We start from the raw sequence: 13,061 nt of genomic DNA, 5'->3' as shown, positions 1-13,061 counted from the left end.
GAGCCCATGGCGATCTACGGCATCGGTACCGACATCATTCAGGTCAGCCGCGTCGCGGCGGTCATGGAGCGCACCGAGGGGCGCTTTGCCGCGCGCGTGCTCGGTCCGGAAGAGCTGGCCGTGTACGAGGCGCGCAAGGCGCGCTCGGCCGTCCGCGGGCTCGCCTATCTGGCCACGCGGTTTTCGGCCAAGGAGGCGGCTTCGAAGGCGATCGGCCTCGGCATGCACATGCCCATGACCTGGCGCTCGGTGCAGACGCTCAACGAGCCCGGCGGCAAGCCGGTGATCGTCGCCTCCGGGCCGCTCGCGCAGTGGCTCGACGAGCGTGGCATCACGATGCGCGTGACGATCAGCGACGAGCACGATTACGCGGTGTCGTTCGTCATCGCAGAAACCAGCAAATCCGCGGGCTGACAGGTCCGCCGAATTCCCCGCTGCGCGGCCGCCGTCGCGCAGCTTCTACGCAAGAAGACTCAATGAAGAAACTCCCTGGACCGGTGATGCTCGACGTGGTCGGCAAGACGCTGACCGACGACGATGTGCGTCGCCTAGCCCACCCCATGACCGGCGGCGTGATCCTGTTTGCGCGCCACTACGAAAACCGCGCGCAGCTCGTCGCGCTGACCGACGCGATTCACGCCGTGCGCGACGACCTGCTGATCGCCGTCGACCACGAAGGCGGTCGCGTGCAGCGCTTTCGCACCGACGGCTTCACGGTGCAGCCCGCGATGGGGCGCCTCGGCGAACTGTGGGACAAGGATGTGCTGCTCGCGACGAAGCTCGCGACGGCCGTGGGCTACATCCTCGCGAGCGAACTGCTCGCGTGCGGTATCGACCTCTCGTTTACGCCCGTACTCGATCTTGGCTATGGCCAGTCGAAGGTCGTGGGCGACCGCGCGTTTCATCGCGATCCGCGCGTCGTCACGCTGCTCGCGAAGAGCCTGAACCACGGTCTCTCGCTGGCGGGCATGGCGAACTGCGGCAAGCATTTCCCGGGTCACGGCTGGGCCCAGGCCGACTCGCACGTGGCGGTGCCGATCGACGACCGGCCACTCGAGGCGATCCTCGGCGAAGACGCGATGCCCTACGATTGGCTCGGCCTTTCGCTCGCCGCCGCGATGCCGGGGCATGTGATCTATCCGAAAGTCGATTCGAAGCCGGCCGGGTTCTCGCGCATCTGGGTGCAGGAGATCCTGCGCGGCAAGCTGCGCTTCACGGGCGCGATCTTCAGCGACGATCTTTCGATGGAGGCTGCACGCCAGGGCGGCACGCTGACCGAGGGCGCGCGCGCCGCGCTCGAAGCGGGCTGCGACATGGTGCTGATCTGCAACCAGCCCGACGAGGCAGAGAAAGTGCTGGATTCGCTGCGCGTCGTGGAGCCGTCGCGCGCCATGCGCCTCGAGTCGGCGAAACGCATCCGGCGGTTGCGTCCGCGCGGCAAGGCGCTGCGCTGGGACCGGCTGATCGCGGAACCCGCATATCTGTCGGCCCAGACGTTGTTGCGCAGCGTGCTGCCGTAAAACTGGAACGCTTGAATGCAAATGGCCGCCCCTCGGGCGGCCATTTGCATTTCCACACCGGTAGCAGTGGGCTTGCGTTCAGTTCAGGCGCATCCGCTGGAGCTTGTTGTAGAGCGTCTTCGGGCTGATGCCGAGCAGCGACGCCGCGCGGTGCCGCGTGCCGCCCACCGCGTCGAGCGTCGCGCGGATCAGCATCTCCTCGACGTCGGCGAGCGGTGTGCCCACCGTGACCTGGACGCGGCCGCCGTTCACGTCGCGCGGGCGCGCGCCACTGCTTTCTTCGGCCTGCAAGGTCTCCAGCACGTCGCCGGATGCTTCCCAGGCGAGCCGCACGCGCTCCTGCAGTTCGCGCACGTTGCCGGGCCAGTCGTAGGCCAGGCACTCGCGGATGAACGACGGCGCGATCAGGCGTGTCGCCGCGCCGCCGCGGGCGTGGGCCTCCTGATTGAACTCGTCGACGCAGGCTGCGGCAAGCAGCGCCGCGTCTTCCTCGCGTTCGCGCAGCGGCGGCAGCATGAGCGCGGCGGCGTCGAGGCGCAGCCACAGTTCCTCGTTCAACAGGCCCTGCGCGACGGCGTCGCGCGGCACGGCGCGCGTGGCCGCGATCAGACGGAAGTCCGTGCCGACCTCGTTGCTGCCGCCCACGCGCATGAAGGTCTGGGAATCGAGCGCGCGCAGGAGGGCGGTCTGTTGATCGCGCGGCAGGTCGATGAGTTCGTCGATGAAGAGCGTGCCGCCGCTCGCCTCGCCGACGAGTCCCGGCTCGCGCTGTTCCGCGCCTTCGAATGCACCGCGCTCGTGGCCGAACAGCAGGCTCGCGAGCGGCCGGCCGTTCGCTGCTTCCGAGCCGACCGCGCGGGCGTCGTACACCACGAACGGGGCTTTGCGGCGCCGGCTCAACTGGTGCAGCGTGCGCGCCGCGACTTCCTTGCCGGTGCCGGCTTCGCCCTGGATCAGGATCGCGGCTTCGGTGGGCGCAAGCTGCTCGAGCGTGTCGTACACGCGCTGGATCGCGCTGCTGCGCCCGAGCATGGGCCCGAAGCGGCCGATCTGACGCAGCAGCGAGCGCAGCACCCGGACTTCCTCGGTGAGCTCGTAGGGGCGCGGAATGCGCGCGAGCAGGCTGCGCAGGCGCGGAATGTTGACCGGTTTGAGCAGATAGTCCCAGATGCCGTGGCGCAGGCCCTCGATCGCGCTTTCGACCGTGGCGTTGCCGGTCATGACGATGACGGGCAGGGCGCCGCTGGGTTGCGCGGGCAGGTGAGGGAGCAGTTCGAGCCCGCTTCCGTCGGGCAGATTCAGATCGACGAGCACGACGTCGGGGATGAAGCGCGCGAGTGCGGCTCGGGCTTCGGCGAGCGTGGCCGCGGTATCGACGGAGAAGCCGTCGGCGGCCACGATCGCGGACAGGCCGGACAGGCTGTTGGGATCGTCTTCGACAATCAGGGCATGTGGCATGGCGAGGCGGCGTTACGGATAATTGGAGGCGGAATCAGACGCAATCAGGCGCAAGCGCCCGCCGCACAGTCCGGATGCGCAGCGGCGCGCCGTGCAGGGCGCGGCACGGAGCGTCAGGGTCCAGCGGGCAAACTCGATGCAGACGTTTCAGATCCGGTCCTCCAGAATGGCGACGGCGCGCGGGGCCTCCCCCGGCAATGCCGGACGGGAGGCCGCGCCACGCGGCCGTACTACCCCCAAAATGCATCCGGCAGGGAGACGGCCCGTGCAAGCCATGCCAGGGCGCGTCAGTTGCGCGGCCGATGTGCCTCGACCCAGCGCCGCACTTCCTGCTCGGCTTCGTCACGGGTCTTGCCGTAACGCTCCTGGATCAGACCGGCAAGCCGGTCGACATGTCCTTCGGCCTTGATCAGCTCGTCGTCCGTCAGCTCGCCCCAGGCGGCCTTGGCCTTGCCGATCAACTGTTTCCACTTGCCTTCTGCGATGTCGTTGTTCATGGGTTTCTCCTGATTGGGTTCATGTCCCGCGAGGACTGAACCCGGCACAGCAGAAACCGTGCCGCGGATGGTGCGTTCCCGGCGCGCCGCATGATTCCCGTGCGCGGCGCGGACCGGTAAAGACTTCCCGTGGCATTCACAAACATACACGCTTGGGAAAAAAAGAAAAAGCGCCCCAAAGGGCGCTTTCCTGCCGGATCCACTCGCCGCGCATGAACGCGGCGCCGCCGGTGAGTATGGCCAGAAGCGGCGACCCGAGGCGGCGCTTACGCGCGGCTGCGGTACTCGTTCGTGCGCGTGTCGATTTCGATCTTGTCGCCGATGTTGCAGAAGAGCGGCACTTGCAGCTCGAAACCCGTGTTCAGCTTGGCCTGCTTCATGACCTTGCCCGACGACGTATCGCCCTTGACGGCCGGTTCCGTGTAGATGATTTCGCGCACCAGCGTGGTCGGCAGTTCGACCGAGATGGCCTTCTCGTTGTAGAACACGACTTCGCAACCCATGCCGTCTTCGAGGTAGTTCAGGGCGTCGCCCATCATCTCGCCTTCGACTTCGAACTGGTTGTAGTCGGCGTCCATGAACACGTACATCGGGTCGGCGAAGTACGAGTACGTCACTTCCTTGCGGTCCAGCACGACGACGTCGAACTTGTCGTCCGCCTTGTACACGGTTTCCATGCCGGCGCCGGTCAGCAGGTTCTTGAACTTCATCTTCACGACGGCGGCGTTACGGCCCGATTTGTTGTACTCGGCCCGTTGCACGACCATGGCGTCGTTACCGATCATCACGACGTTGCCGACGCGGAGTTCCTGTGCGGTCTTCATAAAACAGTCCTGTCCAGATTAAATAGCTTCAGTGTGCTCGACGGCAAACGTCGCAAGCGCGTTCGCAGGACGCTCCAAAAAAGGGAGCGGTTGCGGCGGGATGCTCGAGGGAGTTGCCGTCTTGAATCGCTGCAGTGAACCTTGCAGTCAACCCGCTTGAGACGGCTGCCGTCGGATAACCGCTTATTTTAACTGAGTTTTTGCGAATTCGGCGAGATTTCCGGCGAGGTCGCCGGGTCGCGCGAGTTCCTCGGCCCAGCTTGCGGCCCGCGCCGAAAAATCGGGCAAATGGTGTGCGAACGTGGGCCAGTCCGGCGTGCCGCGGCCGTTCCACGCGTGCCAGAAGGCCTCCAGCGCGCTGCGTGCCGCGGTGGACAGCGGCCGGGCATAGTGTTCGAGGGCGGCATCGAGCTTGGGAAGATGCGCGTCGTCGGCCTGCGGGTAGATGTGCCAGACGAACGGCTTCGCCGCCCACTGCGCGCGCACGAACGAGTCTTCGCCGCGCACGAAGTTCAGGTCGCTCGCCCACAGCAGCGGGTCGTAGCCCCGCTGCTCCGTGAAGGCGAGGCTGTGCGCATGCAACGCCCCGCGCATTGCTTGCTCACCGGGCTCGAACGCATGCAGGCCGAAGAAGCGCGCCACGGCGCCCGAGATGCGGCCCTGCGGGACCAGCAGCACGACAGGCGTCGCGTGGTTTTGCCACTGGGCGAGCAGGCTGTCGATGGCCGGATTCTCGTAGGCGAAGAGCGAAATCACGGTCGCATCGGGTGCTGGCGGCGGTGCGCCGGCCGTATCGTGCCACCAGGCTGCACGCGCTTCGGCCGAGCTTTCGAAGGCGAGGCGGGCGGCGTCGAGATCCCGCTCCTTGAGCACGCCGCTGGTTCCCGGCCCGAGCCCCGGAAAGAAGAAGTGCTTGACGAGCGGATAGCGCGGATGCGGCGAGGGCCGCAAATGGAAGTCGGCGACCCAGTCCTCGGCGCTCAGGTATTCGAGGTTGAGCCACGCCGGCGTGCGCGTACGCGCTGCCATTGCCGCGACGTAGACGGGCGGCAGTTCGCAGGCGAACGCCTCGATCACGACATCGGCGATCTGCAGCGTCTCGCCGGCATGCGTGGGCGCGTGCCAGTGCTCGACGACGACGCCCTCGACGGTTTGCGTCGCGCGGGCAATGTCGAGCGCGGGGCAAAGTCGCGCGAACGCGTGCAGGTCGTCCACGAACACGCGCACCTCCCAGCCGTGCTCGCTGGCGAGCTGGCGGGCAAGACGCCAGCAGACGCCGATGTCGCCGAAGTTGTCGATCACCGCGCAGAAGATGTCGCAGGCGACGGTGGAGGGGGAGTCGGCTTCGGTGGGCAGCATGGCGTTGGTCATGGCGGGCGGGCCGGGCGGTGCGGTGGGGGTGTTTCGTGCCTCGCGCGGCGGACGGCGAGCACGGACACGCTCGTCCCCCGAGCGCGGTTCGGCCCGGCGCGGAATGATCTAAACTTGCAATTCTAAGACACCGCCGGGCCCGTGCGTGGCCGACCTGAACGCGCTGAGACGGGCGACAGCCCTCCCCCCGAATACCCGACTACTGGATGACCGACTCCGACGTTTTCGACCCCAAGAAGGCGCTCTCGCAACTGCCGCACCTGCCTGGCGTCTATCGCTACTACGACGCGCAGGGCGCGGTGCTGTACGTCGGCAAGGCGCGAGATCTGAAGAAGCGCGTATCGAGCTATTTCACCAAAACGCTGCTTTCGCCGCGCATCGCGATGATGGTCACGCGCATCGTGCGCATCGAAACCACGGTGACGCGCTCCGAGGCCGAAGCGCTGCTGCTCGAAAACAACCTCATCAAGGCGCTGACGCCGCGCTACAACATCCTCTTTCGCGACGACAAGTCCTATCCGTTCCTCAAGCTGACGGGGCATAAGTTCCCGCGCATGGCGTACTACCGCGGGGCCGTCGATCGCAAAAACCAGTACTTCGGACCGTTCCCGAGTGCTTCGGCGGTGCGCGAGAGCATCCAGATCCTGCAACGCGTGTTCCAGTTGCGCACCTGTGAAGATTCGGTGTTCAGCAATCGCACGCGGCCCTGTCTGCTGCATCAGATTGCGCGCTGCACGGCGCCGTGCGTCGGCGCGATCGGCGAGGAGGACTACGCCCGCGACGTGAGCAACGCGTCGCGGTTCCTGCTCGGGCGGCAGAACGAAGTGATGAAGGAGCTCGAAACGAAGATGCACGCGTTTGCCGCCGAGCTCAAATTCGAGCAGGCGGCATCCGTGCGCAACCAGATGAGCGCGCTCTCCACCGTGCTGCACCAGCAGGCAATCGAGACCGGCAGCGAAAGCGACGTCGACATTCTCGCCGTGGTGGCGCTGGGCGGGCGCGTCTGCGTGAACCTCGCGATGGTGCGCGGCGGCCGGCATCTGGGCGACAAGGCGTACTTCCCGGCGCACGTCGAACGCGTATTGACGGACGAGGAGGGCGGCGTCGCGGAGGCAGTGGACGGCGACGCCGTGCTGGCGGCATCGGCGCTGACCGCGCTGCCGGCCATGGCGAGGCGGGCGCTCGAAGCGGCCGCGGGCCTTGCGGCCGACGCGCCGCATGGCGAGCCGGCAGGCGAGACCGACGAGATGGACGCCGTCGGGGCCATGCCCGATCCGCTCGCCATTGCCGCGGACCTGCCGCCCGAGGCGCAAGGCGTGGGCGGTGAAGAGGCGGACGAGACCGACGAAGCTGCCGATGACGTTACCGATGACGTTACCGATGAGGCGGCGTCGGCCGAAGAGGCGTCGTCGTCCGCGGGCCGCAAGCGTCGTGCGACGGGTATCGAATCCGAGGTGCTCGACGCGTTCATCGCGCAGCATTACTTCGGCAATCGCGTGCCGCCGGTGCTCGTGGTGAGCCATCCGCCCGCGAACCGCGAACTCGTCGAGGTGCTCACCGAGCAGGCCGGCCACAAGGTAACGCTCGTGCGCCAGCCCCAAGGGCAGAAGCGCGCATGGCTTGCGATGGCGGAGCAGAACGCGCGCCTCGCGCTGGCGCGGCTGCTTTCTGAGCAGGGTTCGCAGCAGGCTCGTACGCGCTCGCTCGCGCAACTGCTCGGGCTCGAACCCGACGACCTCGCGCATCTGCGCATCGAATGCTTCGACATCAGCCATACGATGGGCGAGGCGACCCAGGCCTCGTGCGTGGTCTATCACCATCACAAGATGCAGTCGGGCGACTACCGCCGCTACAACATCACCGGCATCACACCGGGCGACGACTACGCCGCCATGCGCCAGGTGCTCACGCGCCGCTACGAGAAGATGGTGGCGCAGGCGGCGGAGAACGAGGCGGACGAGGCCGCGGCGCAGCCAGGCGGCGACGCCTCCGGTCCGATGGCAAGCCCCGAGGGCGCCGAACCCGCGGCGACGGGCGGCACGCTGCCGCATATCGTGCTGATCGACGGCGGCAAGGGGCAGGTGGAGGTCGCGCGCCAGGTATTCACGGAGCTGGGGCTCGATCCGGCGATGCTGGTGGGCGTCGCCAAGGGCGAAGGGCGCAAGGTGGGCCTGGAGACGCTGGTGTTCGCCGACGGCCGCTCGCCGCTCGAACTCGGCAAGGAGAGCGCAGCCCTGATGCTCGTTGCGCAGATCCGCGACGAGGCGCACCGCTTCGCGATCACGGGCATGCGTGCGAAGCGCGGCAAGACGCGCCAGACTTCGCGCCTCGAGGAGCTGGAAGGCGTGGGCGCGAAGCGCCGCCAGCGTCTGCTCGCGCGCTTCGGGGGATTGCGCGGGGTGATGGCGGCGAGCGTCGAGGATCTCGCGAGCGTCGAGGGCATTTCACGCTCGCTCGCGGAGCAGATCTACCAGCAACTGCACTAAACCCGGACCGCGCGCCGCGCGGCCTTTGGGTCGCCGCCTTTCAGTTGCTTGTGGCAGGTGCGGCTACGCGGCACAATTGCAACTCCTTTCGACAGACAGCGCCAGCCGATGCCGTTCAATTTTCCTATTCTCCTGACGTGGCTGCGGATCGTACTGATCCCGCTGGTGGTTGGCGTGTTCTATCTGCCCGAGTCGCTGTTGAGCCTGACGCACCAGAACACGGCGGCGATGCTGATCTTCGTGCTGGCGGCGCTCACCGACTGGTTCGACGGCTATCTCGCCCGCAGATGGAACCAGACCTCGTCGTTCGGCGCGTTCCTCGACCCTGTCGCGGACAAGCTGATGGTCACGGCGGCGCTGCTGATCCTCGTGCACCTCGCCCGGCTCGACGCGGCGATCGCGCTCGTGATCGTCGGCCGCGAGATTGCGATTTCGGCACTGCGCGAATGGATGGCGCAGATCGGTGCGTCGAAGAGCGTTGCTGTGAACTCGCTCGGCAAATTCAAGACGGCCTGCCAGATGGTGGCGATCCCGATGCTGCTGTTCTATGCGCCGCTCACGATAGGCGGCGTGACGCTGTTCGATTCGCGTGTATGGGGGGCGTGGCTCATCTATGTCGCAGCGTTCCTCACGATCTGGTCGATGCTCTACTATATGAAGCTCGCCTGGCCGCAGATCCGCGAGCGCGGGAGTTTTTGAGCGCGCGCGAGGTGTTCCCGTCCGGTGTCCCCTATTCAAAAAGTTTGCCGGTAGGGGTTGACACGATTCAGCGGGTTATACATAATCTCACTTCTCCGCTGCACGACAAAGTCAGCAGCAAGCAGATGCGGTGGAAATCGCCGCAGATGCAGTCAAGTAGCGGTGAGATGGTGCAAATATGCGGGAGTAGCTCAGTTGGTAGAGCGCAACCTTGCCAAGGTTGAGGTCGCGAGTTCGAGACTCGTCTCCCGCTCCAGATATCCGGGGAAGCAGCGCTTCCCCTTTTGTTTGGCAGGCTTCGACCGGTATGTCGAACTGCCGCACAAATCTGTCCCGTCGTTGCGGGCGCAAGCGCGCTTCATGTACGGACAGTCCGCTTCCGGCGCGATAGCAAAGCGGTTATGCAGCGGCCTGCAAAGCCGTGTAGGCCGGTTCGACTCCGGCTCGCGCCTCCATTCAAAAGCCCTGACTTGTCAGGGCTTTTTCTTTTCCCCCATCGTTTTTTTCGCCATGGCCATCGAACTCCCTGAAGACGCGCGCCGCGATGCCATCGCGTCGATCCAGCGTTACTTCGACACCCACATGGAGGAGTCCATCGGCAATATCGCGGCCGGTGCGCTGCTCGGTTTTTTCCTCGAAGAGATCGCGCCGGTGATCTACAACCAGGCGGTTGCCGACGCGCAGGAGCACATGCAGGCACGCATCGCCGATCTTGACATCGATCTGCACGAAGCGCCATTCCAGTACTGGCGCAAGTACGCGCAACCGAAGCGTAAATGATGCATTTCGCACTGGGTGACGCCTGCACGGCGTTAGCAGGGCGCGGCATAATTGCCATTTCACACGACGCTTGACGGAAAGTTCCGATGACCACGCAGTCCCGCGCATTGCCGCTTGCCCATCTCGATTGGCGCTGGAGAGCCTTCGACGCGCTCGATCCCCGCGAAATTTACGCAATGCTTCGGGCGCGATCCGAAGTGTTCGTCATGGAGCAGGAATGCGTTTATGGCGACATCGACGGCCTCGATACCGGCGCGTGGCACCTGTTTGCGTGGGACACGGCCGGCGAGCGCCCGGTGCTGGCGGGCTATCTGCGCGTGCTGCTGCCCGATGCGGACGACCCCGACGTTCGCATCGGCCGGGTGCTGACCACCGCCGGCTATCGCGGCATCAAGCTCGGCAATGCGCTTCTTGAGCGCTCGATTCATCACATCGCGCAGCAGTGGCCCGACGTCCCGATGCGGCTGCACGCCCAGGCCCATCTGCAGAAGTTCTATGGCGCGTTCGGCTTCAGGCCCGTTTCGGAAATCCACGACGAAGACGGCATCCCGCACGTCTGGATGCGGTCGGATTCACTGTCGGAGTAACTGCGGCGTTGCGCAGGCGCGGTTCAGGTGCGCTGGGGCTCGCGGTCGTGCGCTCCGTCGGGCGCACTGCCAGACGCATTGCGGGGCGCACTACCCGGCACGGCGGACGGCTGCGGGCGTGCCGGCCGATCGCGGCGGCGCAGGCGTCCGCGCGCCGAGAGCCGCATCCAGTGGCGCAGCGCAACCAGTGCGCCAATCACGCTCATCATCGACCCCGGAATCCACAGCAACAGGCCGCCGATCTGCTGGTCGCGCATCGGGCTGAGCCAGGTGAAGGCGCGTCCGCAGATCGAGTACACGGGGTAGAGTTCGCGCGGCGTAAAGAAGATGAACGCGCCGAGCAGGATCTGCGGCGGAATCGCCGCAATCACCACCAGCACGCGCTTGCCCGGCGCGAGCCGCGCGGGCGGGGCGGAGCGCGCGTCGAGCACGAGCCACCAGAACATGAGGCCGTCGATCACCATGCTCCAGTTCATGACGCGATAGAGGCGCCAGTCGAGCATCGCGATGAAGTGGATCGGCGAAAACAGCCAGAAATAGATCAGCCCGACGAAGAGCGTCACGGCGACGACCGGATGCATCACGACATCCAGCGCGAGACGCACGGGACGCGCCGCTAGCGCGGGCCGCACGAAGCGCTGGCGCCATGCGAACGGAATGCCCGCGCGCAGGGCCGCGCCAGGATAGGCGAGCGCGATGAAGAAGGGCCCCAAATGATGCAGCACCAGATGCTGCGCGCGGTGCATGAAGAATTCGTGCTCGAAGTAGTAATCGAGCCGCGTATGCAGTGCGACATAGAGCGCGCCGAGCCCGAACCAGAACGAGATGCGTCGTGCGAGCGATACGCGTGCATGGCGCTGGCCGCGCACGAAAAGGATCGCGGCGGTCGCGATGGCGATCACGACCGTAGGCGAAGGCTCCCAGGGATCGAGCCAGTAGAGCAGGTTCATGGTTGGCGGATCTCCCGCGTCAAGACTTGCGAGCGCACGCCGAATGCCGGCAGGCGGACCGCGGCGTTATCGGTAGGGCGGATTCCCGTGGGGCAGCCACAGCGGACCCGGCATGAAGCAAATGACTCAGCCGGCATCGTCGATCACACGGCGCACATCGTGCGCGATCACATCGGGCGCGTCGTTGTCGGTCGCGAGCAGCCGCGCGCGGCCTTGTGCGTCGAACACATACACCGCCGAGCTGTGCGTGACGTCGTAGCTCCCGTCGGGATTGGGTTTTTCCAACTGGTACGCCACGCGATAGTGCCTGGCGAGCGACTCGATCTGGCCGTCGCTGCCGGTCAGGCCCAGTGCATGTTGCGAGTCGAATGCCGCAATATAGCTGTGCAGCACGGCAGGCGTGTCGCGTGCGGGATCGACGCTGACGAAGAGTATCCGCACGGCGCGTGCCTCGGGACCGAGTTTTGCGATCACCTGCATCAGCCGCGCCATGGTCTCGGGACAGATGTCCGGGCAGTGCGTGTAGCCGAAGTACACGAGCGTGGTTTGTCCGCGGAAGCTCACGCCCGTGACCGGGCGGCCGTCGTCGTCGGTCAGGCTGAAACTGAGGTCAGGCAGGTGGCCGGTAACGTTGGTGAGCTGCCAGGGGGCGGCGGGATGGGAACAGGCGCTGACCAGCATCGCTCCCGCCACGATCGCGGTGCCTCCGGCAAGCCGTGCGCGGGCGCCGCGGTGGCGCAGGGCGGGAAGCGTGGCGAGGGAGAGCTTGCGGAACAAGGGCGTCTCGGCGAATGTCTCGGTATTTTGCTTCGTGGTTCGTGGCAGGCGGTTAGCGGAGACCGACGGCCAGCAACTTTCTGCGACTGTAGCAAAATTAGTGAGGGACTGTCGTACCTAACAAGAACCCGGCAAAGAACCCGGCAGCGAACCGGAAGGATGGCGTGTCCAACCTTACACGCTCGAAAATCGACCGAAGGCGAGGTAAGATGCGCACACTTTCTCCAGCAGCCCAGCGTTCGCCGGACCCGCCGGACCAATGCGCGGCTAGCGCCGAGGGATGAAAAAACACGTAATGCAAGGACTACCGGCTGTATTGCCGCCAGATCAGACGGCCTTCTTCTTCGATTTCGACGGCACGCTCGTCGAACTTGCGCCAACACCCGATGGCGTGCTCGTGCGGCCCGACATGCTCGCGCTGCTCGGCGAGCTGCGGCGCCTCACGCACGGCGCGGTGGCGATCGTGTCCGGGCGCGGCATCGACAGCATCGACGCATTCCTCGGCATGCCGGACCTGCCGGTGGCGGGCCTGCACGGCGCCGAGCGCCGCGACGCCAACGGCGACACGCAGCGCGTGGGTTTCAACGATCAGCGGCTCCTGCACATGGAGCAGGTGCTCGCGGAAGTGGTGCGCACGCATCCCGGCACGCTCCTCGAAATCAAGGGCGCGGCGCTGGCGTTGCACTACCGGAACGCGCCCGAGCACGAACCGGTTGCGCGCGAGGCGACCACGCGGCTTGCCGGCGAATTCGCGCAGGCCTACGTGCTACAGCCCGGCAAGATGGTCTACGAAATCAAGCCCAAGGACGTCGACAAGGGCCGCGCGCTGCGCACGTTCCTGGACGAGCCGCCGTTCGCGGGGCGCCGTCCGGTGTTTGCCGGCGACGATCTCACCGACGAGAAGGGTTTTGCCGTCGTCAACGCACAGCACGGATTGTCGATCAAGGTCGGCGGCGGCGATACGATCGCGCAGACGCGTGTCGACTCGGTGGATGCGCTGCTTGCGTGGCTGACGTCGCTGGTCGCGGCGATGCGCGTGGCGTGACGCCTGGCCTCTCTGCGGCCGGTCCGCTGCACCCGCCGCACCCTTACCCACTCCTCGACGGAACCCG

Annotated in this window: 13 protein-coding genes and 2 tRNA genes; 9 read left to right on the top strand and 6 right to left on the bottom strand. The window is 66.2% G+C overall.

Annotated features, from left to right (window positions below):
• The first annotated feature begins 6 nt into the window (after positions 1 to 6).
• Together acpS and nagZ are read left to right on the top strand one after the other, a co-directional pair.
• The gene (acpS, locus tag V8683_RS09660) at positions 7 to 414 is read left to right on the top strand and encodes a holo-ACP synthase (RefSeq protein ID WP_411190510.1); all 408 of its coding nucleotides are present in this window, start codon (positions 7 to 9) and stop codon (positions 412 to 414) included.
• Between the two features lie 62 nt (positions 415 to 476).
• Positions 477 to 1,520: a beta-N-acetylhexosaminidase gene (nagZ, locus tag V8683_RS09655; protein WP_411189022.1), complete on the top strand. Its 1,044-nt coding sequence runs from the start codon at positions 477 to 479 to the stop codon at positions 1,518 to 1,520.
• Between the two features lie 78 nt (positions 1,521 to 1,598).
• Here the strand turns inward: nagZ and V8683_RS09650 are convergent, their stop codons facing one another.
• The 4 genes from V8683_RS09650 to earP all read right to left on the bottom strand — a co-directional run bounded on the left by V8683_RS09650 (position 1,599) and on the right by earP (position 5,670).
• Complete coding sequence (locus V8683_RS09650) at positions 1,599 to 2,978, bottom strand: sigma-54-dependent transcriptional regulator (protein ID WP_411189023.1); 1,380 nt, start codon at positions 2,976 to 2,978, stop codon at positions 1,599 to 1,601.
• A 287-nt stretch (positions 2,979 to 3,265) separates the two neighbouring features.
• Positions 3,266 to 3,475 carry a CsbD family protein gene (locus V8683_RS09645; RefSeq protein WP_411189024.1) on the bottom strand — a complete coding sequence of 70 codons (210 nt, stop codon included), beginning with the start codon at positions 3,473 to 3,475 and terminating at the stop codon, positions 3,266 to 3,268.
• A 266-nt stretch (positions 3,476 to 3,741) separates the two neighbouring features.
• Positions 3,742 to 4,299: an elongation factor P gene (gene efp, locus V8683_RS09640; protein ID WP_411189025.1), complete on the bottom strand. Its 558-nt coding sequence runs from the start codon at positions 4,297 to 4,299 to the stop codon at positions 3,742 to 3,744.
• 183 nt (positions 4,300 to 4,482) lie between these two features.
• On the bottom strand, positions 4,483 to 5,670 hold the full coding sequence (gene earP, locus V8683_RS09635) for an elongation factor P maturation arginine rhamnosyltransferase EarP (RefSeq protein ID WP_411189026.1): 1,188 nt from the start codon (positions 5,668 to 5,670) through the stop codon (positions 4,483 to 4,485).
• Positions 5,671 to 5,876: 206 nt separating this feature from the next.
• Between earP and uvrC the strand changes: the two genes are divergently transcribed.
• From uvrC to V8683_RS09605, 6 genes are all read left to right on the top strand, one after another.
• Positions 5,877 to 8,156 carry an excinuclease ABC subunit UvrC gene (gene uvrC / locus V8683_RS09630; RefSeq protein ID WP_411189027.1) on the top strand — a complete coding sequence of 760 codons (2,280 nt, stop codon included), beginning with the start codon at positions 5,877 to 5,879 and terminating at the stop codon, positions 8,154 to 8,156.
• 108 nt (positions 8,157 to 8,264) lie between these two features.
• Positions 8,265 to 8,855 carry a CDP-diacylglycerol--glycerol-3-phosphate 3-phosphatidyltransferase gene (gene pgsA / locus V8683_RS09625; protein WP_411189028.1) on the top strand — a complete coding sequence of 197 codons (591 nt, stop codon included), beginning with the start codon at positions 8,265 to 8,267 and terminating at the stop codon, positions 8,853 to 8,855.
• 180 nt (positions 8,856 to 9,035) lie between these two features.
• A tRNA-Gly gene (locus V8683_RS09620) sits at positions 9,036 to 9,111 on the top strand.
• Between the two features lie 125 nt (positions 9,112 to 9,236).
• Positions 9,237 to 9,310, top strand: a tRNA-Cys gene (locus tag V8683_RS09615).
• 55 nt (positions 9,311 to 9,365) lie between these two features.
• Positions 9,366 to 9,635 (top strand): DUF2164 domain-containing protein, encoded by a 270-nt coding sequence (locus V8683_RS09610; protein ID WP_411189029.1) that lies wholly within the window; start codon positions 9,366 to 9,368, stop codon positions 9,633 to 9,635.
• An 86-nt stretch (positions 9,636 to 9,721) separates the two neighbouring features.
• Positions 9,722 to 10,222, top strand: coding sequence for a GNAT family N-acetyltransferase (locus V8683_RS09605; RefSeq protein ID WP_411189030.1), 501 nt, complete (start codon positions 9,722 to 9,724; stop codon positions 10,220 to 10,222).
• Positions 10,223 to 10,245: 23 nt separating this feature from the next.
• On the opposite strand, the gene V8683_RS09600 is transcribed toward V8683_RS09605, so the two are convergent.
• Both V8683_RS09600 and V8683_RS09595 read right to left on the bottom strand, forming a co-directional pair.
• Positions 10,246 to 11,172, bottom strand: coding sequence for a cytochrome c oxidase assembly protein (locus V8683_RS09600; RefSeq protein ID WP_411189031.1), 927 nt, complete (start codon positions 11,170 to 11,172; stop codon positions 10,246 to 10,248).
• Between the two features lie 126 nt (positions 11,173 to 11,298).
• On the bottom strand, positions 11,299 to 11,853 hold the full coding sequence (locus tag V8683_RS09595) for an SCO family protein (RefSeq protein ID WP_411190511.1): 555 nt from the start codon (positions 11,851 to 11,853) through the stop codon (positions 11,299 to 11,301).
• A gap of 391 nt (positions 11,854 to 12,244) precedes the next feature.
• Here V8683_RS09595 and otsB point away from each other — a divergent pair, with 391 nt between their 5' ends.
• Complete coding sequence (gene otsB / locus V8683_RS09590; protein WP_411190513.1) at positions 12,245 to 12,994, top strand: trehalose-phosphatase; 750 nt, start codon at positions 12,245 to 12,247, stop codon at positions 12,992 to 12,994.
• The last annotated feature ends 67 nt before the right edge of the window (positions 12,995 to 13,061 follow it).

The sequence above is a fragment of the Paraburkholderia sp. AV2 genome, assembly GCF_054968425.1.
Note: the sequence above shows the minus strand (reverse complement) of the source record. Positions and strands in the feature narration are given on the sequence as shown.

Excerpts from the sequence above, each read along its gene's own strand:
- acpS (WP_411190510.1), top strand. The coding sequence starts at position 7 with ATGGCGATCTACGGCATCGGTACCGACATCATTCAGGTCAGCCGCGTC.
- nagZ (WP_411189022.1), top strand. The coding sequence starts at position 477 with ATGAAGAAACTCCCTGGACCGGTGATGCTCGACGTGGTCGGCAAGACG.
- V8683_RS09650 (WP_411189023.1), bottom strand. The coding sequence starts at position 2,978 with ATGCCACATGCCCTGATTGTCGAAGACGATCCCAACAGCCTGTCCGGC.
- V8683_RS09645 (WP_411189024.1), bottom strand. The coding sequence starts at position 3,475 with ATGAACAACGACATCGCAGAAGGCAAGTGGAAACAGTTGATCGGCAAG.
- efp (WP_411189025.1), bottom strand. The coding sequence starts at position 4,299 with ATGAAGACCGCACAGGAACTCCGCGTCGGCAACGTCGTGATGATCGGT.
- earP (WP_411189026.1), bottom strand. The coding sequence starts at position 5,670 with ATGACCAACGCCATGCTGCCCACCGAAGCCGACTCCCCCTCCACCGTC.
- uvrC (WP_411189027.1), top strand. The coding sequence starts at position 5,877 with ATGACCGACTCCGACGTTTTCGACCCCAAGAAGGCGCTCTCGCAACTG.
- pgsA (WP_411189028.1), top strand. The coding sequence starts at position 8,265 with ATGCCGTTCAATTTTCCTATTCTCCTGACGTGGCTGCGGATCGTACTG.
- V8683_RS09610 (WP_411189029.1), top strand. The coding sequence starts at position 9,366 with ATGGCCATCGAACTCCCTGAAGACGCGCGCCGCGATGCCATCGCGTCG.
- V8683_RS09605 (WP_411189030.1), top strand. The coding sequence starts at position 9,722 with ATGACCACGCAGTCCCGCGCATTGCCGCTTGCCCATCTCGATTGGCGC.
- V8683_RS09600 (WP_411189031.1), bottom strand. The coding sequence starts at position 11,172 with ATGAACCTGCTCTACTGGCTCGATCCCTGGGAGCCTTCGCCTACGGTC.
- V8683_RS09595 (WP_411190511.1), bottom strand. The coding sequence starts at position 11,853 with ATGCTGGTCAGCGCCTGTTCCCATCCCGCCGCCCCCTGGCAGCTCACC.
- otsB (WP_411190513.1), top strand. The coding sequence starts at position 12,245 with ATGCAAGGACTACCGGCTGTATTGCCGCCAGATCAGACGGCCTTCTTC.